15 protein-coding genes and 2 pseudogenes are annotated in these 23,801 nt (G+C 63.5%); 8 read left to right on the forward strand and 9 right to left on the reverse strand.

The window, feature by feature from the left end; translation table 11 throughout:
* Window positions 1-14: 14 nt before the first annotated feature.
* From KHO27_RS07445 to KHO27_RS07455, 3 genes are all read left to right on the forward strand, one after another.
* Window positions 15-1,208, forward strand: coding sequence for an HlyD family secretion protein (locus KHO27_RS07445; RefSeq protein ID WP_110699630.1), 1,194 nt, complete (start codon window positions 15-17; stop codon window positions 1,206-1,208).
* Window positions 1,205-2,740, forward strand: a complete 1,536-nt coding sequence (locus tag KHO27_RS07450; protein ID WP_214501523.1) for a DHA2 family efflux MFS transporter permease subunit — start codon at window positions 1,205-1,207, stop codon at window positions 2,738-2,740. Before KHO27_RS07445 ends, KHO27_RS07450 begins: the two co-directional genes overlap by 4 nt.
* A 114-nt stretch (window positions 2,741-2,854) precedes the next feature.
* A complete protein-coding gene (locus KHO27_RS07455; RefSeq protein WP_214501524.1) occupies window positions 2,855-3,601 on the forward strand; it encodes an SDR family oxidoreductase in 747 nt (248 codons plus the stop codon).
* A gap of 166 nt (window positions 3,602-3,767) precedes the next feature.
* Here the strand turns inward: KHO27_RS07455 and KHO27_RS07460 are convergent, their stop codons facing one another.
* From KHO27_RS07460 to KHO27_RS07485, 6 genes are all read right to left on the reverse strand, one after another.
* Window positions 3,768-5,861, reverse strand: a complete 2,094-nt coding sequence (locus KHO27_RS07460) for a PAS domain-containing protein (protein ID WP_214501525.1) — start codon at window positions 5,859-5,861, stop codon at window positions 3,768-3,770.
* On the reverse strand, window positions 5,830-7,926 hold the full coding sequence (locus KHO27_RS07465; protein ID WP_214501526.1) for a PAS domain-containing protein: 2,097 nt from the start codon (window positions 7,924-7,926) through the stop codon (window positions 5,830-5,832). Before KHO27_RS07465 ends, KHO27_RS07460 begins: the two co-directional genes overlap by 32 nt.
* 50 nt (window positions 7,927-7,976) lie before the next feature.
* Window positions 7,977-10,043: a PAS domain-containing hybrid sensor histidine kinase/response regulator family protein gene (locus KHO27_RS07470; protein WP_214501527.1), complete on the reverse strand. Its 2,067-nt coding sequence runs from the start codon at window positions 10,041-10,043 to the stop codon at window positions 7,977-7,979.
* 62 nt (window positions 10,044-10,105) lie between these two features.
* The gene (mapR, locus tag KHO27_RS07475) at window positions 10,106-11,515 is read right to left on the reverse strand and encodes a GntR family transcriptional regulator MpaR (RefSeq protein ID WP_214501528.1); all 1,410 of its coding nucleotides are present in this window, start codon (window positions 11,513-11,515) and stop codon (window positions 10,106-10,108) included.
* Window positions 11,516-11,554: 39 nt separating this feature from the next.
* Window positions 11,555-12,961 carry a cytochrome c oxidase accessory protein CcoG gene (gene ccoG, locus KHO27_RS07480; protein WP_214501529.1) on the reverse strand — a complete coding sequence of 469 codons (1,407 nt, stop codon included), beginning with the start codon at window positions 12,959-12,961 and terminating at the stop codon, window positions 11,555-11,557.
* Between the two features lie 312 nt (window positions 12,962-13,273).
* Window positions 13,274-14,029 carry a bestrophin-like domain gene (locus KHO27_RS07485; RefSeq protein ID WP_214501530.1) on the reverse strand — a complete coding sequence of 252 codons (756 nt, stop codon included), beginning with the start codon at window positions 14,027-14,029 and terminating at the stop codon, window positions 13,274-13,276.
* Window positions 14,030-14,296: 267 nt separating this feature from the next.
* On the opposite strand from KHO27_RS07485, the pseudogene KHO27_RS26375 reads away from it, so the two are divergent.
* The 4 genes and pseudogenes from KHO27_RS26375 to KHO27_RS07500 all read left to right on the forward strand — a co-directional run.
* A pseudogene (locus tag KHO27_RS26375) lies at window positions 14,297-14,651 on the forward strand (TorF family putative porin); the annotation flags it as partial.
* 471 nt (window positions 14,652-15,122) lie between these two features.
* Window positions 15,123-15,638, forward strand: coding sequence for a sigma-70 family RNA polymerase sigma factor (locus KHO27_RS07490; protein ID WP_214501531.1), 516 nt, complete (start codon window positions 15,123-15,125; stop codon window positions 15,636-15,638).
* Window positions 15,635-16,555 carry a FecR domain-containing protein gene (locus KHO27_RS07495; RefSeq protein WP_214501532.1) on the forward strand — a complete coding sequence of 307 codons (921 nt, stop codon included), beginning with the start codon at window positions 15,635-15,637 and terminating at the stop codon, window positions 16,553-16,555. Before KHO27_RS07490 ends, KHO27_RS07495 begins: the two co-directional genes overlap by 4 nt.
* Window positions 16,556-16,726: 171 nt before the next feature.
* Window positions 16,727-19,138, forward strand: a complete 2,412-nt coding sequence (locus KHO27_RS07500; protein ID WP_214501533.1) for a TonB-dependent siderophore receptor — start codon at window positions 16,727-16,729, stop codon at window positions 19,136-19,138.
* A gap of 82 nt (window positions 19,139-19,220) precedes the next feature.
* On the opposite strand, the pseudogene KHO27_RS07505 reads toward KHO27_RS07500, so the two are convergent.
* From KHO27_RS07505 to KHO27_RS07515, 3 genes and pseudogenes are all read right to left on the reverse strand, one after another.
* A pseudogene (locus tag KHO27_RS07505) lies at window positions 19,221-19,601 on the reverse strand (LLM class oxidoreductase); the annotation flags it as partial.
* Window positions 19,602-19,994: 393 nt separating this feature from the next.
* Window positions 19,995-21,845 (reverse strand): ABC transporter ATP-binding protein, encoded by a 1,851-nt coding sequence (locus KHO27_RS07510; RefSeq protein ID WP_110699604.1) that lies wholly within the window; start codon window positions 21,843-21,845, stop codon window positions 19,995-19,997.
* A gap of 137 nt (window positions 21,846-21,982) precedes the next feature.
* The gene (locus tag KHO27_RS07515; protein ID WP_102684034.1) at window positions 21,983-23,209 is read right to left on the reverse strand and encodes an MFS transporter; all 1,227 of its coding nucleotides are present in this window, start codon (window positions 23,207-23,209) and stop codon (window positions 21,983-21,985) included.
* Between the two features lie 240 nt (window positions 23,210-23,449).
* Here KHO27_RS07515 and KHO27_RS07520 point away from each other — a divergent pair, with 240 nt between their 5' ends.
* The gene (locus tag KHO27_RS07520) at window positions 23,450-23,797 is read left to right on the forward strand and encodes a metalloregulator ArsR/SmtB family transcription factor (RefSeq protein WP_102684010.1); all 348 of its coding nucleotides are present in this window, start codon (window positions 23,450-23,452) and stop codon (window positions 23,795-23,797) included.
* The last annotated feature ends 4 nt before the right edge of the window (window positions 23,798-23,801 follow it).

The following is a 23,801-nucleotide window of genomic DNA, read 5'->3' on the forward strand; positions in this document are numbered from 1 at the left end:
TCCAAGGTATTGTCATGGCCACTCCCGTTGACACCTCCACCCCGGCACCCGCGCCTGACAACTCGGGCAAGCGCAAGGCCTGGCTGCTCGCCCTGTTGCTGATCCTGATCCTCGCCGGGGCCGGCACCTGGGCCTGGTACAGCCTGGTCGGGCGCTGGCACGAAAGCACCGACGATGCCTACGTCAATGGCAACGTCGTGGAAATCACCCCGCTGGTGACCGGCACCGTCACCAGCATCGGCGCCGACGATGGCGACCTGGTGCATGCCGGCCAGGTATTGCTGCGCTTCGACCCGGCCGACAGCGAGGTTGCCCTGCAGGCTGCCGAGGCCAAGCTGGCGCGTACCGTGCGCCAGGTGCGCGGGCTGTACAGCAATGTCGACTCGCTCAAGGCGCAGTTGCAGACCCGCCAGGCCGAGCTGCAGAAGGCCCAGCAGGACTACAACCGGCGCAAGGTGCTGGCCGACAGCGGTGCCATCGCCGCCGAGGAAGTCGCCCACTCCCGTGATGACCTGACCGTGGCCCAGGCCGCCGTCAACAGTGCCCGCCAGCAACTCAACACCAGCACCGCGCTGGTCGACGACACGGTGGTTTCGTCGCACCCGGAAGTGATGGCCGCCGCCGCCGACCTGCGCCAGGCCTACCTGGACCATGCCCGCACCACGCTGGTGGCGCCGGTCACCGGCTATGTTGCCAAGCGCACCGTACAACTGGGCCAGCGCCTGCAGCCGGGCACCGCGACCATGGCGGTGATCCCGCTGGACGAGGTGTGGGTCGACGCCAACTTCAAGGAAACCCAACTGCGCGACATGCGCATCGGCCAGCCGGTGGAAATCACCGCCGACCTGTACGGCAGCGAAGTGACCTACTCCGGCACCGTCGACAGCCTCGGCGCCGGCACCGGCAGCGCCTTTGCCCTGTTGCCGGCGCAAAATGCCACCGGTAACTGGATCAAGATCGTCCAGCGGGTACCGGTACGCATCCATCTGGACCCTGAACAGCTGAAGACCCATCCGCTGCGCATCGGCCTGTCCACCGTCGCCGAAGTCGACCTGCACGACCAGAGTGGCCCGGCCCTGGCCCAGCAACCGCCGCAGCAGGCCAGCTACACCACCGAGGTGTACGACCGCCAGTTGGTCGAGGCCGATGACCTGATCGCCCGGCTGATCCACGAGAACAGCGCCACCGGCAAGACGGCCCAGCGATGAGCCAGGCGGCCCCTGCGCAGTTCACCCCGCCGAGCCTGCTGCTGACCACGATCGGGCTGTCCCTGGCGACGTTCATGCAGGTGCTCGACACCACCATCGCCAACGTGGCGTTGCCGACCATTTCCGGCAACCTCGGCGTGAGCTCGGAGCAGGGCACCTGGGTGATCACCTCGTTCGCGGTGAGCAACGCCATCGCGCTGCCGCTGACCGGCTGGCTGAGCCGGCGTTTCGGCGAAGTGAAGCTGTTCATCTGGGCCACGCTGCTGTTCGTGCTGGCGTCGTTCCTGTGCGGTATCGCCCAGTCGATGCCCGAGCTGGTGTTCTTCCGGGTGCTGCAGGGGGTGGTGGCCGGCCCGCTGTACCCGATGACCCAGACTCTGCTGATTGCCGTGTATCCGCCGGCGAAACGGGGGATGGCCCTGGCGTTGCTGGCGATGGTCACGGTGGTCGCGCCGATTGCCGGGCCGATCCTTGGCGGCTGGATCACCGACAGCTATAGCTGGCCGTGGATCTTCTTCATCAACGTGCCGATCGGCCTGTTCGCCGCCGCCGTGGTGCGCCAGCAGATGCGCGCGCGCCCGGTGGTCACCAGCCGCCAGCCGATGGACTACATCGGCCTGCTGACCCTGATCGTCGGTGTCGGCGCCTTGCAGGTGGTGCTGGACAAGGGCAACGACCTGGACTGGTTCGAGTCGTCGTTCATCGTCATCGGCACGTTGATCTCGGTGGTGTTCCTGGCGGTGTTCGTCATCTGGGAGCTGACCGACCGCCACCCGGTGGTCAACCTGCGGCTGTTCGTGCACCGCAATTTCCGTATTGGCACCCTGGTGCTGGTGGGCGGGTATGCCGGGTTCTTCGGCATCAACCTGATCCTGCCGCAATGGCTGCAGACCCAGATGGGCTACACCGCCACCTGGGCGGGCCTGGCGGTGGCGCCGATTGGCCTGTTGCCGGTGCTGATGTCGCCGTTCGTGGGCAAGTACGCGCACCGTTTCGACCTGCGCCTGCTGGCCGGTATCGCCTTCCTGGCGATCGGCACCAGCTGCTACATGCGCGCCGGCTTCACCAACGAGGTGGACTTCCTGCACATCGCCCTGGTGCAGCTGTTCATGGGCATCGGCGTGGCGCTGTTCTTCATGCCGACCCTGAGCATCCTGCTGTCGGACCTGCCGCCGCACCAGATCGCCGACGGTTCGGGGCTGGCGACGTTCCTGCGCACCCTGGGCGGCAGCTTCGCCGCGTCGCTGACCACCTGGATCTGGATACGCCGGGCCGACCAGCATCATGCCTACCTCAGCGAGCACATCAGCACCTTCGAGCCGGCCACCCGCCAGACCCTGGAACAACTGGGCGGTGCCAGCCCGCAGAACTACGCGAAGCTGGAGCAGATCCTCAACAGCCAGGCGTACATGATGTCGACGGTGGACTACTTCACCTTGCTGACCTGGGTGTTCGCCGGGTTGATCCTGCTGGTGTGGCTGGCCAAGCCACCGTTCACGGCCAAGGCCGCGCCGGCGTCGGCGGGGCATTGAGAGCAACCTGCGGGGGCGGCCCGACAAGCCCCCTTTTGCGGTGGGGCCGCAGGTTTTCAAATGATGGCATTTCCCCTAATCTTGTAGGTCTTTTCCGGACTACTTGGCAGGCTCATGGACAAGGTCATCGTCATCACCGGCGCTAGCCGGGGCATCGGCGCCGCCACCGCGTTGCTGGCGGCGCAACAGGGTTACCGCATCTGCATCAACTACCACGCCGATGACCAGGCCGCCGAGGCGATGCTGGCGCAGGTCCGCGCGCTGGGCGCAGAGGCCATTGCCGTACGCGCCGACGCCAGCGTCGAGGACGAAGTGGTGCGCTTGTTCCACTGCGTCGACCAGGGGCTCGGGCCGGTCACCGCGCTGGTCAACAACGCCGGGACCATCGGCCAGCAGAGCCGGGTCGAGGAGATGTCGGAGTTTCGCCTGCTCAAGGTGATGAAGACCAATGTGGTCGGGCCGATGCTGTGCGCCAAGCATGCCTTGCTGCGCATGGCCCGACGGCATGGCGGGCAGGGCGGGGCGATCGTCAATGTGTCGTCGGTGGCCGCGCGCCTGGGCTCGCCCAATGAGTACGTCGACTACGCCGCGTCCAAGGGTGCGCTGGATACCTTCACCCTCGGCCTGGCCAAGGAAGTGGCGGGCGAGGGCGTGCGCGTCAATGGTGTTCGGCCGGGGTACATCCACACCGGCTTCCATGCCCTGAGTGGCGATCCGGACCGGGTTGGCAAGCTTGAGCCCGGCCTGCCGATGGGCCGTGGCGGCAAGCCTGAGGAAGTGGCCGAGGCAATTATGTGGCTGCTGTCGGACAAGGCTTCCTATTCGACCGGCAGCTTCATCGACCTGGGCGGCGGGCGTTAGGGTCTGTATGAAAAGTCTTGAGACGAAGGTCAGGCAAGGCGAAAACAGCCGAGGAACGGTCGGAGTCGCGCCCGACTTTACGGGTTGTAAATGAGCATTCCGAGGCTGTTTTCAACGCAGCATCACCGAGTATCAAGGCTTTTCATACAGAGCCTAGAAGCGCGCCTCAACCCTGCAGCATGTGCTCGATCCGCTCCGCCAGTTGCTGCAAGGAAAACGGCTTGGTCAGCACGCTCATGCCTTCCTCCAGAACGCCATCACGCAGTGCGGCCGTTTCGTCATAGCCGGTGACGAACAGTACTTTCAAACCTGGGTAGCGCAGGCGCAATGCGCTGGCCACCTGTCGGCCGTTGAGGCCGGCAGGCAAGCCAACGTCGCTGATCAGCAGGTCTGGTGCGCTGCGCGCCTGGAGCCCCGCCAGCGCCTGAGGGCCGTTTTCGAACATCCGTGCCTCATGGCCGAGGTCCGCGAGTACTTCGGCAATGACCAGCCGTATGGCCATTTCGTCCTCGACCACCGCCACATGCCGTGCACGAGCCTGGGAACGCGGAAGGGCTACGGGAGCGACAATCGCTGGCTTGCGCTGCACCGCGCTGTGATGACGCGGCAGGAACAGGTTTACGCACGTGCCTTGCCCTGGGGTCGAGTGGATGTTCAACTGCCCTCCGGATTGGCGCACGAAACCGAAGATCATCGAAAGCCCAAGGCCTGTCCCCTGGCCAAGTGGCTTGGTGGTGAAGAACGGGTCCATGGCCCGCGCCAGGGTTTGCTGATCCATGCCACGCCCACTGTCGTACACACTGATGCGTACGTATTGCCCGGCGTTCAGATCCAGAGGGCTGGCGTGTTGTTCGTCGAGCTGCACGTTGCAGCAGGCGATGCGGACCGTGCCACTGCCGCTGATGGCGTCGCGGGCATTGATGCAAAGGTTTAGCAGCGCGCTTTCCAGTTGCGGTGGATCGATGCGCACGTTCCAGAGGTCGTTGTCGTTCTGGCAATACAGTTCGATATGTGGGCCGACACTGCGGGCAATCAGATCATGCATGCCGTCGACCAACGCGGCCACAGCCGTTGGCTCGGGCTGCAAGGTCTGCTGGCGGGAGAACGCCAGCAGCCGGTGAACCAGCGAGGCGGCCCGTTGCGCCGCGTCCCTGGCGTTGTCCAGCAGCGGGGGCAAGGCATTGTGACGTTGCTGATCAAGGCGCTGGCTCGCCAGTTCCAGTGCGCCCAGTATGCCGCCGAGCAGGTTGTTGAAATCATGGGCCACACCGCCAGTGAGCTGGCCCACGGCTTCCATCTTCTGCGCTTGGCGCAACGCGTGTTCGGCGTGTGCCAGGCGCTGTTGCTCCTCGATCCGCTCGCTGATGTCGTAGGCGAACAGATAAGCGCCAAGCGTCTGGTCATTGCTGTCACGCAAGGGGGCAAAGCGCATCTCATAATGACGCCGCGCATCGCCTTCGCCGAACGCGTCGATTTCGATGAAGGTCTCCCCGGCCAGCGCCCTGTTCCACAACGCCAATGAGCGTTGGCAATCGTCTGTGGCGGCTGCGAACTGTGCTTCAAGCGATGCACCAATTTCAGGCTGGAAACCGAAGACTCGCTGGAACTCGCCGCGGGTGGCGGCGTTGATGGCCAGCCAGCGCATCTGCCGGTCCACCACCTGCACGCAGGCCACACTGGCATCGATCAGATCGGCGAAAACCTTGCGCTCGGCCAGCGCCTGTTCAATGCGTTGCTCCAGTTGTGCATTGAGCGCCTGCAAGGCTGTTTCGGCGCGCTTTCGCGCCGTCACGTCGCGAAAGATAACCGCCACCTGATGGCGCTCGGCGGGTTCGACCCGAATTGCCGCCAGCCCCAGGCAGCGGTCGGTGGCATACAGTTCGTGCTCGAAGTAGATCGGCTCGCCGTTGCGCGCCACATGGCAGAAACGTTTCAGCCAGATCTCGGCCTCATCGGGAATGACGTCGCGCAGGGTTCGCCCCACTACATTGGGCAGGCCGGCATGGCGACAATAGGCGGGATTGGCCATCAAGTGCAGGTAGTCGACCCAGTGGCCGTTCGCGTCGGCAATGAATTCGATGATGCAGAAACCTTCCTCCATGGTCTCGAACAGGAACCGATAACGTTCGGCTTCCTGCACGCGCTCACGCAGTTGCTCAAGCTCCTGGGCCATGCGCAGGTTGTGCTGGCGTTCGATGCGCAGCGCCTGTCGAAGATCGTGCAACTCGTCAGGGTTCTCGCTGCGTGGGCTCACGCTCATCGATGGGACTCCTTGTCATTGATAGCAATTGCTCCACCTGTTCGACCAGCGCGTCGAGCGTAAAGGGTTTGGTCAGCACGCAGGTCCCGGGTGGCAGGGGACGTTCGTGCAACACGGCCTTTGCATCGTAACCGGTGATGAACAGCACCGGTACATCAGGCAGGCGCTGGCGAAACGCTTCGGCGACTTGTCGCCCATCAAGCCCACCGGGCAGGCCGATATCGGTGATCAACAGCTCGGGCTGGCCTGGCGCTTCCAGGGCTGCGGGGCCGCTTGCGTAGCTTTCGACACTGTGGCCGAGCTCTTCGAGCACTTCGGTGATTATCACGCGCAGCGGCACATGGTCCTCTACCAGGGTGATGCGCCGCCCAGGGGCGTGAGTACGGGCAGCAGGCTCGATCGCCGGCAAGGCCTGGTGTTCGCTCCCGGGCTGCCAGGGCAGATAAAGGCGTATGCATGTCCCTTCACCCCGCGTCGAGCAGATCTGCAGCTGGCCGCCGGACTGGCGGACGAAGCCGTACGCCATGGACAGCCCCAGCCCTGTGTTGCGGCCCGCCTGCTTGGTGGTGAAAAACGGCTCGACCGCACGTGCCGCGACCTCGACGGACATGCCCAGGCCATTGTCCTTGACGCCCAGGCACAGATAACGACCCGCTGGCAGATTCAACGTCTCGGCCGTGTCATCTGGAATTTCTACCTGGCGGCAATCGATATCGATGCGGCCGCCATTGGGCATGGCATCGCGGGCATTGATGCACAGGTTGAGCAGGGCGCTCTCCAACTGTGGCGGGTCGATAAAGGTCACCCCTTCGTCGTGCTCGAAATGGCAGCTCACTTCAATGGCCGGCCCGACACTGCGGCTGATCAGGTCCTGCATGCCCTCGACCAGGGTACGGAGCCGGATCATCTGGGGCTGCAGGGTCTGTTGCCGGGAAAAAGCCAGCAGGCGCTGAACCAGCGTGGCGGCCCGCTGGGCTGAACTGCAGGCGCTGTCGAGCAAGGCCGGGATATCAGCATGGCGTGCTTGCTGCATGCGTTGGCGCATCAGCTCCTGGGCGCCGAGTATCCCCGCCAGCAGGTTGTTGAAGTCATGGGCGATGCCGCCGGTAAGCTGACCGACTGCCTCCATTTTCTGCGCCTGGCGCAAGGCCTTTTCAGCCTCGAGCAGTTTTTGCTGTTCGTTGACCCGACGCGTGATGTCGTAGACGAACAGGTAAGCGCCGACTATTGCTCCGGCGGCATTGCGCAGGGGGGTGAAATGCGACTCGAAGTGGCGAAGGCGGTCGTTTTTACCGTAAGCAATTACTTCGGTAAAGGTTTCACCGGACAATGCCCTGCGCCAGAGCGCCATGGAACCTTCAAGCTCGACGGGGAAATTCGCAAGGCACTCGATCAGGCTATCGCCTGGCTGGAGCCTGTGGCTGAACAGATACTCGAAATCCTTGACCGCGCGTTTGTTTACCGCAAGGAATGTCATCGAGGTGTCCACCACCTGAACTCGCGCGACGCTGTTCTCCACTAACTCGGCGAGCAAAACGCGCTCTGCCAGGGCAGCGGCCACCCGTTGTTCGAGTTGCTCGTTGAGTTGTTGCAGGGCAGCTTCGGCGCGGTATCGCTTGGTGACATCCTTGAACAGTACCGCCACCTGCCGTCGCTCGACCGGCTCGATGCGGAAGGTGGTTACCGACAGCACACGCCCTGTCGCCACCAGCTCCTGTTCGAACTGCAAGGGTTTCCCGGTGCGCAGTACCTCGCCATAGCGGGCGATCCAGTCATCGGCCTCATCCGGCACCATTTCCCGCAGTTTCTGCCCCGTCACGTCGGCAATGCCTGCGTGGCGGGCATAGGCCGCGTTCGCCAGCACATGCACGTAATCGCTGAGCGGGCCGTGGGGGCCATCGAAGAACTCGATGACACAGAAGCCTTCGTCCATCGTATCGAAGAGAAAGTGGAACAGGCCCTGGTCAGCCTGTTGATGGTGGGCCCATTGTGCTTCCAGCTGGGCATTGCGCTGGCGAAGGTCTTCGACCTGTCGACGAAGGGTCTGCAGTTCGCGCGATGGCATAGGGCATGCGGGCTTCCAGTGAAGTGGCAGGGCACTGTAGCTGTTTTGCGTTACACCGTGCCAGGTGCCTGGCTGGCGCTACTGAGCAACTGGTCGACCCGGGCGATCAGCAACGCCAGCTCAAAGGGCTTGTGCAGCAGGGCCGTCAGGTTGGATGTCGTCAGCCGGTCACTGTCCAGGTCACCATCGTAGCCGGTGATGAACAGCACGGGGGCGTGTTCGTTGCTTGCGCGATAAGCGTTGGCAACCTGGTAGCCATCGACGCTACCGGGCAGTCCGATATCGACAATAAGCAATGCTGGGCGGGGAGCCTGCCCCAGCGCCCGCATGGCGGCAGCGCCTTCGTCGAAGACTTGTACCCGATTCCCTCGTTCTTCCAATACCTCGCGGATCACCATGCGCAGGGTTGGCTGGTCTTCGACCAACAGAATGTCGAGGCCAACGTTGCGTGACGGCTGTATTGCGGTGCGAGGGTCGAAGGACGCGAGCGGCACCTCGGTACGCTGTTCACGGGGCAAGTACAGGTTGACGCGTGTGCCGCCCTGGGGAGTGCTGTCAATGCTCAAGTGCCCGCCGGACTGGCGCATCAGCCCGTAGGCCATGGACAAGCCCAGGCCTGTGCCCTGGCCGAGGGGCTTGGTGGTGAAGAACGGCTCGATGGCGCGGGAGGCAATGTCTTCGGACATGCCGCGGCCGGTATCCTCCACCACGATCTGAAGGTAGTCGCCAGGCGCGAGTTGCAAGCTGGCGGCCTGGATCGGGGCGAGTGAATGATCCTGGCAACTGATACGCAGTGTGCCGCCTCTGGTCATGGCATCCCGGGCGTTGATGCATAGGTTCAGCAAGGCGTTTTCCAGTTGCGGTGGGTCCACGCACACTGTCCATTGCCCGGCCAGCGTCGCATCGACAAAACCGATGCTCGCGTCCAGGGTGCTGTGAATCAGGTCATGCATGCCAGCTACCAGGTGGTGCACATCCACGGTCTGTGGCGTGAGCGTCTGCTGGCGGGCGAATGCCAGCAGGCGTTGGACCAGCGAGCTGGCACGCGAGGCGTTTTGCTGGACGATGCCCAGCATGTGGCGACAATCCTGGCCGCGTCCTTGAACCAGTCGTTTGTCGGCAAGTTCCAAGGCACCCAGGATGCCACCCAGAAGATTATTGAAATCATGGGCAATGCCACCGGTCAGTTGACCGATAGCCTCCATTTTCTGCGATTGGCGCAAAGCCTGTTCGGTCTGGAGCAGGCGCTCCTGCTCCAGCACCCGCTCAGTGATGTCGTAGGCAAACAGGTAGCCACCCTGAATCTGCCCCTCGGCATCGCGCAATGGGTTGTAGCGCATGTCGTAGTGCCGCTGCGCTTCAGGTGGGCCGAGGGTGATGGTGTGAGTGAATGGCTCGCCCGCCAGCACCCTAGGCCATACCGGCTCGAGGCAGTGCAGGATGTCCGGCTTGTCGGCCAGGATCCGCGAAATGGAATCGCCCACCTTGGGTGTGAAACCGTGCAGCCGCTCGAAGGTTTCGCATGCGGTCCGGTTGATGGCGGTCAGGCGCAGGCTGCAGTCGGCGGCGAACACGTTGGCCAGGCTATGGTCGACCAGTTCACCCAGCAGCTTGTTGTTGACCCGTGCTTCGTCAACGTGCTGCTGGGCGCGATCGAGCATGGCATTGATGAGCCGCTCGGTGGCTGGGGCCCCGGTGAACAGCACCGCCACCCGTCGTTCGCTGGCCGGCCCGAGCGGGTAGGCCGCGATCGACAACAGGCGATCGGTGGCTTCCAGACGCTGCTCGAAGCGGGCCGGCTTGCCGGTTAGCAATACCTCGGCGAAGCGAGGCACCCAGGCATCGGCTTCGGCCGGGATAAGCTCGCGTATCGTCTGGCCCATTTGCTTGGGGTGTGCGGTGTGATGCGTATAAGCCTCGTTGCTGAGGATATAGCGGTAGTTGCTCAGCGGCCCCTCTGGCCCATCCAGCAACTCCAGCACACAAAACCCTTCGGTCATGTGACTACGCAGCACAGCCAGGCATGCGCGTTCGAACGCATGCTCGGCAAGCTGCGCCTCGAGCTCGGCGATGCGTGCGTTCAAGTGTTCTAGGGAGTGCGCAGGGTCGTCGAGCATGAGCAGGTATCGGTCGGCGTGTCGCGCAACTATAGCCGCGCCGACCGGTCGCCGCCATGGCATCAGAACGAGCGCACGATCCTGCCTAGCGTTTCCATGGCCTGCTCCGCGCCGTCACCCCAAGGGCTGCCATAGTTCAGGCGGATACAGTTACCGAAGCGCCGGGTCGGCGAGAAGATCGGCCCCGGCGCGATGCTGATGCCCTGGGCCAGCGCCATGTGGAACAGCTTCAACGCGTCCATCTGTTCGGGCAGTTCCAGCCACAGAAAGTAGCCGCCGGAAGGCTGGCTGACCCGGGTCTGCGCCGGGAAGTGGCGGGCGATGGCGGCGAGCATGTTGGCCTGCTGGCCCTCCAGCGCGTAGCGCAGCTTGCGCAGGTGGCGATCGTAGCCACCGTGCTGCAGGTAGTCGGCGATCGCCGCCTGGGCCGGCATCGAGGCGCACAGCGAGGTCATGAGCTTGAGTCGCTCGATCTTCTGCGCAAAGCGCCCGGCCGCGACCCAGCCGATGCGATAGCCCGGGGCCAGGCTCTTGGCGAACGAACCGCAATGCATCACCAGCCCTTCGGTGTCGAAAGCCTTGGCCGGCTTCGGCGCCTGCTGCGAGTAGTACAGCTCGGCGTAGACGTCATCCTCGATCAGCGGCACCTGATGGCGGCGCAGCAGCTCGACCAGTTCCCGCTTCTTGGCCTCCGGCATGCTCGCGCCCACCGGGTTCTGGAAGTTGGTCATGCACCACACGGCCTTGACCGGGTGTTTGTCCAGGGTCTGGGCCAGCACGCCAAGGTCCATGCCCTCGCGCGGGTGCACCGGGATTTCCACTGCCTTGAGCTTGAGGCGCTCTAGCACTTGCAGGCAGGCATAGAAGGCTGGCGCCTCGATGGCCACCAGGTCACCGGGCTGGGTCACGGCCTGCAGGCACAGGTTCAAGGCTTCCAGCGCGCCGTTGGTGATCAGCAGCTCTTCCATCGGCAGCATCAGCCCGCCGACCATGTAGCGCAGGGCGATCTGCCGACGCAGTTGCGGGTTGCCCGGCGACAGGTCGGTGACCACCATGCGTGGGTCCATGGCCCGGCTGGCGCTGGCCAGTGAACGGGACAGGCGCTGCAGCGGGAACAGGCTCGGGCTGGGGAAGGCCGAGCCGAACGGCACGGTGTGCGGGTCCTTGATCGAGTCGAGGATCGAGAACACCAGGCCGCTCACATCCACATCGGTGGACTCGCTGGCCGGCGCCTGGGGTTGCGGCTCGCAGAACGGCCGCGGCGCGTGGGCGTTGACGAAGTAGCCTGAGCGCGGCCGCGCGCGGATCAGGCCGCGGCGTTCCAGCAGGTAGTAAGCCTGGAACACGGTGGACGGGCTGACCCCGTGGGTCTGGCTGGCGTAGCGCACCGAAGGCACCCGCTGGCCGGGGCCTAGCACCCCGGAGCGGATCAGTTCGGCAATGTCGTCGGCGAATCGTTCGTAGCGTTTCATTATGGTTTTGGCAGGCAAGGTGAGGGGCAGTGTAAGGGATCAGCGATTCATCGGCGCGACGAAACGGCTGTGTGCAGTGCTGCGGATCCCCGGCTGGTCGCTGTCCTGGATCTCGAAGGTCAGCTCCTGGGAACTGCTGGTCGGGCGATCGGCAAGCATCGCCACCGATACCGGCAGTTCGCTCATCTCGCCGGAGGCCAGGGTGAATTCGGTGCGACCGTGCAGCTCGAAGCCGTCGGCGTCAACCAGGCGCAGGCGATAGTGCTGGGGTTCCTGGGTCTTGTTGATGATCTTGAGCAGGTAGATGTTCTCGATCTGGCCCAGGGCGTTCTCGCGGAACAGGCCACGGTCCTTGATCACGTCCATCGACACCATCGGACGCATCTGCAGGGCCAACACCAGGGCGCCGATCATCAGCGTCAGCGCGGCGGTGTAGCCGAGCAGGCGAGGGCGCAGCCAGTGGGTCTTGCCGCCTTGCAGGTTGTGTTCGGACTTGTAGCCGATCAGGCCACGGGCATAGCCCATCTTGTCCATCACCCCGTCGCAGGCGTCGATGCACGCGGCGCAGCCGATGCAGGCCATCTGCAGGCCTTCGCGGATATCGATGCCGGTGGGGCACACCTGCACGCACAGGGTGCAGTCGATGCAGTCGCCCAGGCCCTGGCTGCGCGCGTCGCTGCCTTTCTTGCGCGGGCCACGGGCTTCACCGCGGCTGGGGTCGTAGGCCACCGCCAGGGTGTCCTTGTCGAACATCACGCTCTGGAACCGTGCATAGGGGCACATGTGCATGCACACCGCTTCGCGCAGCCAGCCGGCATTGAGATAGGTGGCGGCGGTGAAGAACAGCACCCAGAACAAGGCCACTCCACCCAGCTCGAAGGTGAACAGTTCGGCAGCCAGCGGGCGGATCGGCGTGAAGTAGCCGACGAAGGTCAGCCCGGTGAGCACGCCGATGGCCAGCCACAGGCCATGCTTGAGGCCGCGGCGGGCGATCTTCTCCGCGCCCCACGGCGCGGCGGCCAGCTTGATGCGCTGGTTGCGGTCGCCCTCGGCGATCTTCTCGCACCACATGAACAGCCAGGTCCAGGTGCTTTGCGGGCAGCTGTAGCCGCACCACACGCGCCCGGCGAACACGGTGATGGCGAACAGGCCGAAGGCGCAGATGATCAGCAGCGCCGACAGCAGGATGAAGTCCTGCGGCCAGAAGGTCGCGCCGAAGATATGGAACTTGCTGTCGGCCAGGTCCCAGAGCACGGCCTGGCGGTCGCCCCATTGCAACCAGGCGGTGCCGAAGAACAGCACGAACAGCAACCCGGCGAAGGCGATCCGCAGGTTGCGGTAGAAGCCGGTGAAACTGCGTGTATGAATGCCACCGGCCACCTGGCTTTTGCTCTTGTGGGTGGTGGGGGCAATCTCGATGACTCGGAAGGGGATTCTGTCGCTCATGGTTCGTCGCTCATCAGGCCTCGATCAGGCCAGGGCACTATGGCCCTCGATCTGTTTTCAGCACAGGCCCAGGTATCGAGATAAAAACCATATCAGATGAGAGATGAGTTTGTTGAAGCCTTGTATTTCGGTGCTTGGCGTACTGGATTGCAGATGCCTGCGGCTATCCACCGCACCTTTGTTTAGTGGTATTGGCCGCTTTGCGCCCCATCACCCGGCTGGCTGAAAAAGAACCGCCGGATCGTAACGCGCTTCGACAAAAAGGCATGCCGCCGCGAGGTCACCACCCAGAACGCAAGCGTTCCCGCTCCCTTAAAGCTGCATTACGGCGAGCGCTCTGCGCAGCGGCTCGTCGGATATCTGGATAGGGCCATGAAATGGCACGTCCATGTCCAATACGAGGTACACGGAAGCCGAAATAAGCAATGAAGAAATGATGAACATTGCTATTACCATCGAATTAAGGGGCGCGCGGTATCCAAAACTGGCGAAAATGAGCGTCAACCAAGCAGCAAGCATCCCGATAAGCGGGCCGGGAATTGCCCCCTCTGACTGCTCGACTATCCTCCAGCGTTGCTCGATGAGCGAATGATATTGCTGACGTATATCCTGCAGCATCGTTTCATGGTAACGGTCCGGCGGCTTAATAACGGCCAAAGATTTTCCTATGTCATCCAAGTATTTAGCTGCTTCGCTGTTACGATGTTGCAGCGCCTCGTCACCCCGATACGGCGTGTCGATAGCGTGCTCAAGATAGATGATCAGTCGGTTGCGAGTCTCCTGGGCCGAATCGCCATAGCCCCGCAGTGTCCGATCAAAAATGATCATACTGGTTGCATACCCATGGAAGTTTGCATCAATGGACTCGAAGGTATTTTTGGCAGAATTGATCATCAAGCCAAAGACCAGCGATGTCATAACCACAAAAATGTTAGCTACCAGGCGAATTACTGTATTTGTGTCTTCATCCCTGTGGTGGGATGCCAGCTTTGGGTACCACAGCATCATGAGCAACGAGGCGGCAATCAAGCACCCAAAAATGGCCAGTGCGATCCAGAGAGCGTTCATGCATCAGGGCCCTGATCAATCTGAGTCAAGCCTTAAAAGATAGTCCGTGACCGACCGCTATGGTTGGAAAGCTGCTGGCCGTGGATGACCGCTTCCGACCCAGAACTGCCCACCTGATTGGCAAGACCGATCTTGCAGGAGCGATTCAATCCGTGAAGAACCAAAAATGTAGACGCCTTGAAGGTCGATGGCTCAGCGCTTGTAGAGGAACGCTTCAACTACAACGGCAAACGCTGATGAATGTTCTCGGCGATGGGGGTAGCCAACAGCGGCAGCTATGCCCTGTAGGGTGGTTTTTCGACTTTCGACAGCCGCTTCGGAGGGGCGTGGAGAAACAACCCAAGACAACAGTACTGGCACGTTTTTTATCGATTTGGGCCGCCTACCGCTCTTTCAAATTGACCTTACCCAAGGTCGCCCACCATCGCCTAGGCACTCCTTTACGATCGGCAATGGTAGCCAGGTGGATCATTTCAATGACGGGTCATTGGCGCTATCTTGCCCTTGGCTGGGGGTTGACCTGAACCTCGTCAACAGCAGTTCCGACCTGCAGGGTGCTGGTTGTGATGTGTATGCAGGAATTAATAGCTATTGCGAGAGCATGGTGATATTCAAGGCGTAGCGAAGCTTTTTCTAAATAGCCGCTAACAGTGACGCAGAGCATTTGGTGGTTTTTCAACGAAGATTTTCCAGCATATTTTAATGGCTGGATGGAGGCCATTGCTCGACTATGCTGGTGTCAGCCTGGGTCGAAAGGAGCCACTAGGCTCTGTACGAAAAGCCTTGATACTTGTTCATGCTGCGTTGAAAACAGCCTCGGAATGCTCATGTACTCCAGTACACTGCGCTTCCTCGGCTGTTTTCGCCTTGCCTGACCTGCGTCTCAAGACTTTTCGTACAGAGCCTAGCAAAGTCCTCTTTGCCTCGCTTTGCGCTCGCCCATTCATCCTGCTATGCCCAAGCTCCGCCAGGGCTTATGGCGGACTTCAATCCCTGCGACGCCTTTCACATGCCAGCATTCCCAATCCCTCCCTCACTGAGTACACTTGAGACACGTTCTTATTTGCACCTGGTAATTTTTTAGGGAGGCGTGATGTCCACCGTTGTTCCCGATGGCACTGCGCACACCGGCCTGGAAGCACTGTACCGTGAGCATAGCGGCTGGCTGCACGGCTGGTTGCGCCAGCGTCTGAACAACTCCGCCGATGCCGCGGACCTGGCCCAGGACACCTTCATCCGGGTGTTGTTGGCGCGCACCGCCGACACTCTCAAGGAGCCGCGGCACTACCTGGCGACCATCGCGCGCGGGCTGACCATCGACCTCTACCGCCGCCGCAGTCTGGAAAGCGCCTACCTCGAAGCCTTGGCGCAGCAGCCGGAGCGTTATGCGCCCTCGGCCGAAACCCACGCCGCGATCCTCGATACCCTGATGGCCATCGACCGTATGCTCGATGGGCTGGGCTCGCGCACGCGGGCTGTGTTTCTCGCCGTGCAACTGGACGGCCTAAGCTACGACAAGACCAGCGAACGCCTGGGTGTTTCGGTGAGCACGGTGCGCAAGCACCTGGCCCGCGCGCTGATGCATTGCCTGCTGTTCGAGGACGCATGAAGGCCATTCTCAGCGAGGCGGTGGACTGGTACGTGCGCCTGCATGACAGCAGTGTCGATGACGCCACCCGCGCCGCATGGCAAGCCTGGTGCATGGCCGACCCTCGCCACGCCGCAGCCTGGGCGCGCCTGGAGCAACTGCAAGGCCGCCTGGGCAGCGCCCCCCGCGGTGCCGCGCAGACCCTGGAGAATGCCCGGCGTGACCGGCGCCATGCCGTGAAGGCACTGGCGCTGTTGCTCGGCGTCGGGGCCGTTGGTTGGCAGGGGTACCGGGCTTCGCCCTGGAGTGCCGACTATGCGACACGGATCGGCGAGCGCCGCCGACTGACCCTGGCCGATGGCACACGCCTGGACCTCAACACCGACAGCCGTGTCGATGTTCGCTACGACGCGGGCCAACGCCTGATCCAGCTGCAGCGCGGCGAGATCCTGGTGGAAACCGCCAAGGATGCGCGGCCACTCAGCGTGCGCACCGTGGCAGGCGACATCCTGGCCCTGGGTACCCGCTTCAGCGTGCGTCAGGACAACGACGTGAGCCATGTGGCGGTGGCCGCCCATGCCGTGGAGGTGCGGCCCAGCCGGGCGTCGCAGGTGGTGCGTATCGACAGCGGGTACAGCCTGAGTTTTGCCGCCGACCATATCGGCCCCCTGCAACCCTTGGCCCCCGGTGGCCAGGCCTGGGCCGAGGGCATGCTGGTCAGCGTTGACTGGCGCCTGGACGAGGTGGTCCATGAGCTGGCGCGCTACCGCCCCGGTTATCTCGGCTGCGCGGGGGAGGTCGCCGGCTTGCGCCTGTCTGGCGCATTCAACCTGGACGACACCGACGTCGCCCTGGCCAGCCTGGAAGACGCGTTGCCGGTTCGCGCACGGCGCATGACGCGCTACTGGGTGCGCCTGGAGCCAATCGGCAAGGGGTAGGGGCCCACAATCGTGGAGGCCCGAGCCGGGAAGAGTGGTTGAAATCTCATTCGCTCTCAAACATTCGAGAATTTTTCGCATTTGGGGTAGCAGATTTCCTTCGCTGCTTCGGCTCTTGAGGGCGCGCGCATCAAGCGTGCCCAAGCCAACCCGAAACAGGAACCCCTTTTCATGTCCGCACGCCGTACCTCGCTAGCCTGCAGTATTCGCCAGGCGACCCTCGCACTGAGCCTTTGCGGCGCCGCGCTGGCGACCTCGACCGCCTGGGCCGCCGCGCAGCGCTACGATATCCCGGCCGGCAGCCTGGCCTCCGCGATCAGCCAGTTCGCCGCTGCCAGCGGCGTGACCATCAGCTTCAGCAATGACGAAACCAGCGGGCTGCATTCCTCGGGGCTGCACGGCAGCTTCGAGCTGGAGCAAGGTTTCTCCGCGTTGCTGCAGGGATCGGGGCTGCGCGTGCAGCAGGTGGGCGACAAGCGCTATGTGCTGAGCAAGGTGTACAACGACGGCGCCGTCGAGCTTGGCGCGACCAGCGTCGACGCCCTGGGCCTGGGCAGCACCACCGAAGGCACCGGCAGCTACACCACCGGTTCTGCCAGCACCGCGACCGGCCTGCGCCTGTCGGCACGCGAGACGCCGCAGTCGGTCAGTGTGGTGACCCGTCAGCAGATCGAGGACCAGAACCTGACAGACGTCACTCAGGTGCTCGAGCAGACGCCGGGCGTGGTCGTTGACAGCATGGGCCCGGCCGGCAGCGACGCCAACCATATCTATGTACGCGGCTTCCAGGTCGGCAGCATCCAGGTCGACGGCGTCAACCGCCCCGACACCTTCGGCTTTCGCGACGACCTTGCCGACATGGTGTCGTACGACCGGGTCGAGGTGGTGCGCGGCGCCACCGGCCTGATGTCGGGGACCGGCGACCCCGGCGCCACCATCAACCTGGTGCGCAAGAAACCGACCCTCGAGACGCAGCGTAAGCTGACCCTCAAGGCGGGCTCCTGGGACAGCTACCGCACCGAGCTGGACCTGTCCGGCAAACTGTCGGAGAGCGGCCATGTGCGTGGGCGTTTCGTGGCGTCGACCACCGACAGCCAGAGCCATGTCGATCGTCAGTCGCTGGAGAGGCAGGTGGCCTACGGGGTGGTGGAATGGGATGTCACCGACAGCACGATGCTGACCGTGGGCGCCGAGTACCAGGAGATGGACAACGACGGCGCAGGCAACCACGGCTTCCCGATGTACAACTCCGATGGCAGCCACTTCAATCCGTCGCGTTCGTTCAACTCGGCCTCGGACTGGAGCTACCACAAGCGCCGCACGAAAACGTTGTTCACCACGCTGGAACACCAGCTGGACAACGGCTGGCAGTTGAAACTGAATGCCGAGCACAGTCGTCGCAGCTATGACGACACCTTCGCCACCGCCGCCGCCGGTAGCGTCAAGCCCGATGGCAGCGGTATCAGCACCTGGACCGGGCGTTGGGCGGGCGAGCCCCGGCAGACGTCGTTCGACCTGTCCGCCAGCGGCCCGTTCGAGCTGCTTTCCCGCGAGCATCAAGCGTACCTCGGCGCTAGCCACTATCGGGCCTACTACCGTAATCCCGGTTACCAGCTATGGACGAGCCAGCCTATCGACAACATTCATACCTGGGACGGTTCGCTGGCGATTCCGGACGCTATCCACAACAAGTATTCGCAAGATGCGCTGGACGAAACCCAGGACGGCCTGGTGGCGTCGGTGCGCTGGAGCCTGGCCGATGAGCTGTCGCTGATCACCGGCGCACGGGTGATCGACTGGAAACGCGACGAAACCGGGACCACCCTGTCAAGCGGCGCCACCACGCGCACCTCGCGCAGCGAAACCGGGGTTGTCACGCCTTACGTGGGGCTGGTCTACGACTTCGCCGAAAACTGGTCGGCGTACGCCAGCTATACCGCGATCTTCAAGCCGCAGAGCAGGCAGGATGCCAGTGGCGGCTACATCGAGCCGCTGGAGGGCGTGAACTACGAGTTGGGTATCAAGAGCGAGTTCTGGGACAAGCGCCTGACCACCGCCTTCAGTGTCTTCGAGGTGCAGCAGGACAACCTGGCCGTGGCCGACGGCGACAAGCTGGCACCAAACGGCGACCAGGCCTACCGCGCCGAATCTGGCACCAAGACCCGTGGTTTCGAGATGGAAATGGCGGGGCAGATCCTGCCTGACTGGCAGGTTTCCGCCAGCTACACCTATGCCCAGGCCGAGGATTCCGATGGCAAGCGCCTGCTCACCGAAGTACCCCGCGATACCTTCAAGCTGTTCACCAGTTACCAACTGCAGTCCTTGCCACAGTTGAAGATTGGCGGCGGCGTGCGCTGGCAGGGGATGGAGTACAAGAAGAACGCCGGCCCGAACAAGGAGACGTTCACCCAGGGCGCCTTCAGTGTGGTCGACCTGATGGCGCAGTATGCGTTCACGCCGCAGACCAGCGTCGCCTTGAACCTCAACAACGTGCTGGATGAGAAGTACTACTCCGCGATCGGTGGGCGCGGGTGGTACGGCACCCCGCGCAGCGCCACGGCGACATTGGTCTACGCATTCTGATCCACGTCGGCCAGATCGGGTGGGGCCCACAGCCGGGACTACCCGACATACCGCGATGGACAGGCGCTGCGGCTGCCTGGCGCTACCAGCTTTGTGAATGAGGCTGCGGCCCTGGCAGCGTCGGAAACAACGGCGATACCTCCTCGGCCAGCTCCTGGATGATGTCCTGCGCCGGACGCCTGGCCATCTGCAATCCCAGCGCGGCGTGGTTCACCCCGGCCGCGCGCCATTTCTCCAGCAGCTCGACCAGCCCATGGCGCCCTGTGCGCAGTACGTAACCGCCCTGCAGGGGCGTTCGGGGAAAGTGCGGGTCGTCGTCCAGGTCGATCCATTCATTGGTCATGTGCGGGCGGAAACCGCCACCGGGTATCGCTTCGCGCCAGGCGCGGGCTTTTGCCGCCAGGCGCAGCGGCCCGTGCCTGTCGTGGGTGGCGTGCGGGTAGGTGAGCCAGCCATCGGCATGTTCGCGAAAGGTGTCGGCGTTGGCGCCACAGGTGTTCGGGGTGGTGTTCATGACTGCTCCTTGGGTCAGCATGCTCACGGGCCGGTGGCCGGGGCGGGAAGGCGGATACTGCGTTGCACGGCCGGGCGCCGTTCGACCTGCCGGTACCAGCGCGTCAGGTGGCGGTGGACACTGAAATCAAAGCCCACCAGGGCTGCGATATGCAGCCAGGCGAAGGTGGCCCTGGACCGGCCCTGGCCGTCGCGTTTCGCCTATTACGTGGTCGCCCGCAGGGAGAAGCTCGAACGACCGCCGGTGCGGGCGTTCATCGACTGGCTGGGCAGCTTGTTGGTGGCTAGAGGGTAGGGGGGCAGTATTTTTCCGGGTCGCGACTTTCACGATGTTTCCCCGCCGCTACTCCACTGCCTCCGCCAGCCCCTGGTCCTCACCCAGGAAACCACCGCTCTGATGCCGCCACAGCCGTGCATAGGTGCCGTTCCTGTCGAGCAGTTCGGCATGGCTGCCTTGTTCGATGATGCTTCCTTCGTCCATGACGATGAGCCGGTCCATGGCGGCGATCGTGGACAAACGGTGGGCGATGGCGATGACGGTCTTGCCCTGCATCATGTCGTCGAGGCTTTCCTGGATCGCGACTTCAACCTCCGAGTCCAGGGCGCTGGTGGCTTCGTCGAGCAACAGGATCGGCGCGTTCTTGAGCATCACCCGGGCAATGGCAATGCGCTGGCGCTGACCACCGGACAGCTTGATGCCACGCTCGCCCACCAGGGTGTCGTAACCGCTGTGGCCTTGCCGATCGCTCAGCTGGCTGATGAAACCATCGGCCTGGGCGTTGGCCGCGGCGCTGCGGATCTGCGCCTCGGTCGCTTCGGGGCGGCCATAGGCGATGTTGTCGCGGATGGAGCGGTGCAGCAATGACGTGTCCTGGGTGACCATGCCGATGGCGCTGCGCAGGCTGTCCTGGGTGACCTGGGCGATGTTCTGCCCATCGATGCGGATCTCGCCGTCGTTGACGTCGTAGAAGCGCAGCAGCAGGTTGATCAGCGTGGACTTGCCGGCGCCGGAGCGGCCCACCAGGCCGACTTTTTCGCCGGGGCGAATGTGCAGGCTCAGGTCATCGAGCACCTGGCGTTCGCCGTTGTAGTTGAAGCTCACCTTGTCGAAGGTCACCGCGCCACCGCGGGTCACCAGCGTGCCGGCGTCGGGCGCATCCTGCACCTTGGGGCCGCGGGTCAGGGTGGCCATGCCGTCCTGCACGGTGCCGATGTTTTCGAACAGGGAGGTCATCTGCCACATGATCCAGTGCGACATGCCGTTGATCCGCAGGGCCATGGCCGTGACCGCCGCCACGGCGCCCGCGCCAACCTGGCCCTGGTGCCAGAGCCACAGGGCATAGCCGCCGGCCCCCAGGATCAAGCCGACCACCAGCGCCTGGTTGACGATCTCGAACTGGCTGACCAGGCGCATCTGGCGAAAGCCGGTGAGCTTGAAGTCCTCCATCGCCGCCCGCGCAAAGTGTGCTTCGCGTTTGGAATGGGAGAACAGTTTCACCGTGGTGATGTTGGTGTAGGCATCGGAGATGCGCCCGGTCATCGACGACCGCGCATGAGCCTGCTCCTGGCCGACCTTGCCCAGGCGCGGCACGAAGTACAGCATCGCCAGCCCGAACAGGGCGCCCCAGGCCAGGAACGGCAGCATAAGTTGCAGGGCGAAACCGCCGGCCAGGGCGATGATGGCGATGAAGTACACGCCGATGCCGGGCAGGACCTCGATCAGGGTGAACAACACCTCGCGCACGGCCAGCGCGGTCTGCATCACCTTGGTGGTGACCCTGCCGGAAAACTCGTCGGAGAAGAACGACAGGCTCTGGCGCAGCATCAGCCGATGGAAATCCCAGCGCAGGCGCAGCGGCAGGTTGATCGCCAGCACCTGGTGCTGCATCAGGGTGCGCAGGGTCACCAGCACGATACTGGTCAGCAGGACGATACCGATGCTCCAGAGCACGCGGCTTTCCTGTTCGCTTGCGCCACCCGCCTGCCAGGCGGGAAGCAGGTCGACCACCTGGCCAAGGAAGGAAAACAGCCAGGCTTCATAGATCGACACGCCGGCACTGAACAGCGCGAGGGCCAGGAGGTACCCGCGCGCGCCCCGCGTGCAGGCCCACAAAAAGCGCAGCAGGCCTAGCGGTGGCGGTGGTATTTCATCAGGCGGGAAGGGGTCGAGCCATCGTTCAAAAACACGCAGCATGCTGGTCTCCGGAAGGGCGCGGCGTTGATCGGCAACGCCGTAGCGATCGTGCAACCATACCGCACATCGAGGTGTTCGCCTTGCCGCTCGTGTCCTCCTGAGGCCAGCTGCTGCCCAGTGTCATCTACCGCGATCGGTCAGCAAGGCTGCGCCGCCATCCGATTGGAGACGTTGCGCCCGAGCACCAGTACCGCGACAAAACCGCAGCCCACCAGGGCCGTGGCCAGGCTCAACAGCACCGCGGTACCGAGCTGATCGACAATGCGCCCGCCGAAGAACGAGCCCAAGGCAATGATCACCTGGAACATGGCGACGAACAGCGGCATGCCGCGTTCGACATCCTTGGGTGCCACCACGAACATCCAGATACTGGCGCAGGCCGGGAAGGCACCAAAGGCGAAGCCCCACAGCGCGATCAGCATCGCGGCGCCGGTCATGCCGGTGGCGAAGTAGGGGAACAGGGCGGTGCTGATGCCGATCATCAGGGCGACCAGCAACAGGGTGTGGCGCACGCTGCGGTTGGCGGCGAAACCGGCGAAGATGTTGCCGATCACCCCGGCCACGCCGTACAGCAACAGCAGCGAACCGATGGTCGGCCCATCGAAGCCGGCGCTTTGCTTGAAGAACGGTGCGACATAGGTATAGGCGGCAAAATGCGCCAGGCCGATCAGCAATACCGCGATCAACCCGACCCGTGCCTGCGGATTGACGAACAGCGCCGGCAGGTCGCTGATGCGAATGGCTTTGTCGGGGGTGAGCCGCGGCAGCAGGAAGACCTGCGCCAGCAGTACTGGCACGCCAACCAGCGCGGTAGCCAGGAAGGTCATGCGCCAGCCCATCAGGCCGCTCAGCCAGGTGCCGACCGGCACGCCCAGCACGGTGGCCAGGGTCACGCCGACCATGATGATCGAGGTGGCCTGGGCCACGCCCACGCCCTTGGGGGCCAGGCGGCCACTGAGGGCAATGGCGGTGGCCCAGAAACCGCCGATGCTGATGCCCAGCAGCACGCGGCCGAACAGCAGCAGGCTGAAGTCGCTGGCGTAGGCCACGACGGCGTTGGCGAGGATCATGATCAGCGTCAGGCCGATCAGCAGGTAGCGACGGTCCAGGGCGCCGATGCCCACCGACAGCAAGGGCGCGGCGAGGGCGGCCATGATGCCGGGCAGGGTGACCATCAGGCCGGCCTGGCCGGCGCTGATGCCCAGGTCGCTGGCGACATCGTTGAGTACGCCCACCGGGAGAAACTCACTGGTGACCAGGGCGAAGGCGCCCACGGCGACCGAGAGAATCGCCAGCCACTGTTGGCTGACGCTTTGTTGACTGTGTTCGGGACGGCCGTGAGACGGCGGAGTGACACTGGGCATGGTGTTGGATTCCATGGGGGGATGCCGCCTGGGGCGGACCGGGGAGCGGAAAAAATGGTTGGCGATTATAAGAGACGGTTTTGCCGAGCCGACAGGCGGGGCGCTCGATAGTAAACATCAGCCTGATCGATGGTTGTACCGCGAATACGACCACCCCTGGCACGCCTGAACGCCCGTAGACGCTTGCAAAATACATATGGGGATCCGTATATTTGGATTTCCATATGTATTGGTGCAGCCATGATAACCCCGCCCGATGTGTTCAAGAGCCTGTCTGACGAAACCCGTGCTCGCGCCAGCCTGCTGATTGCCAGTCTCGGTGAGCTATGTGTCTGTGAGCTGATGTGCGCGCTGAACGACAGCCAGCCGAAGATCAGTCGTCACCTGGCGCAGCTGCGCAGCAGTGGCCTGCTGCTGGACCGCCGCCAAGGGCAATGGGTGTACTACCGCCTCAACCCGGACCTGCCCGCCTGGGTACACGAGATCTTGCAGGCGACACTGCAGGCCAACAGGCAATGGTTGGCAGAAAACACCCTGCGTCTGCAGAACATGGACGGTCGCCCCGTTCGTGACGCTGCCTGCTGCTGATCAT

This window comes from Pseudomonas sp. RC3H12 (assembly GCF_018596375.1).
Lineage (GTDB): Bacteria > Pseudomonadota > Gammaproteobacteria > Pseudomonadales > Pseudomonadaceae > Aquipseudomonas.

Bases quoted from the DNA above. Each gene is read 5' to 3' on its own strand.
- KHO27_RS07515 (WP_102684034.1), bottom strand. From the start codon at position 23,209: ATGCCCAGTGTCACTCCGCCGTCTCACGGCCGTCCCGAACACAGTCAA.
- KHO27_RS07465 (WP_214501526.1), bottom strand. From the start codon at position 7,926: ATGCCATCGCGCGAACTGCAGACCCTTCGTCGACAGGTCGAAGACCTT.
- KHO27_RS07450 (WP_214501523.1), top strand. From the start codon at position 1,205: ATGAGCCAGGCGGCCCCTGCGCAGTTCACCCCGCCGAGCCTGCTGCTG.
- KHO27_RS07510 (WP_110699604.1), bottom strand. From the start codon at position 21,845: ATGCTGCGTGTTTTTGAACGATGGCTCGACCCCTTCCCGCCTGATGAA.
- KHO27_RS07490 (WP_214501531.1), top strand. From the start codon at position 15,123: ATGTCCACCGTTGTTCCCGATGGCACTGCGCACACCGGCCTGGAAGCA.
- KHO27_RS07455 (WP_214501524.1), top strand. From the start codon at position 2,855: ATGGACAAGGTCATCGTCATCACCGGCGCTAGCCGGGGCATCGGCGCC.
- KHO27_RS07445 (WP_110699630.1), top strand. From the start codon at position 15: ATGGCCACTCCCGTTGACACCTCCACCCCGGCACCCGCGCCTGACAAC.
- ccoG (WP_214501529.1), bottom strand. From the start codon at position 12,961: ATGAGCGACAGAATCCCCTTCCGAGTCATCGAGATTGCCCCCACCACC.
- mapR (WP_214501528.1), bottom strand. From the start codon at position 11,515: ATGAAACGCTACGAACGATTCGCCGACGACATTGCCGAACTGATCCGC.
- KHO27_RS07520 (WP_102684010.1), top strand. From the start codon at position 23,450: ATGATAACCCCGCCCGATGTGTTCAAGAGCCTGTCTGACGAAACCCGT.
- KHO27_RS07500 (WP_214501533.1), top strand. From the start codon at position 16,727: ATGTCCGCACGCCGTACCTCGCTAGCCTGCAGTATTCGCCAGGCGACC.
- KHO27_RS07460 (WP_214501525.1), bottom strand. From the start codon at position 5,861: ATGAGCGTGAGCCCACGCAGCGAGAACCCTGACGAGTTGCACGATCTT.
- KHO27_RS07485 (WP_214501530.1), bottom strand. From the start codon at position 14,029: ATGAACGCTCTCTGGATCGCACTGGCCATTTTTGGGTGCTTGATTGCC.
- KHO27_RS07470 (WP_214501527.1), bottom strand. From the start codon at position 10,043: ATGCTCGACGACCCTGCGCACTCCCTAGAACACTTGAACGCACGCATC.
- KHO27_RS07495 (WP_214501532.1), top strand. From the start codon at position 15,635: ATGAAGGCCATTCTCAGCGAGGCGGTGGACTGGTACGTGCGCCTGCAT.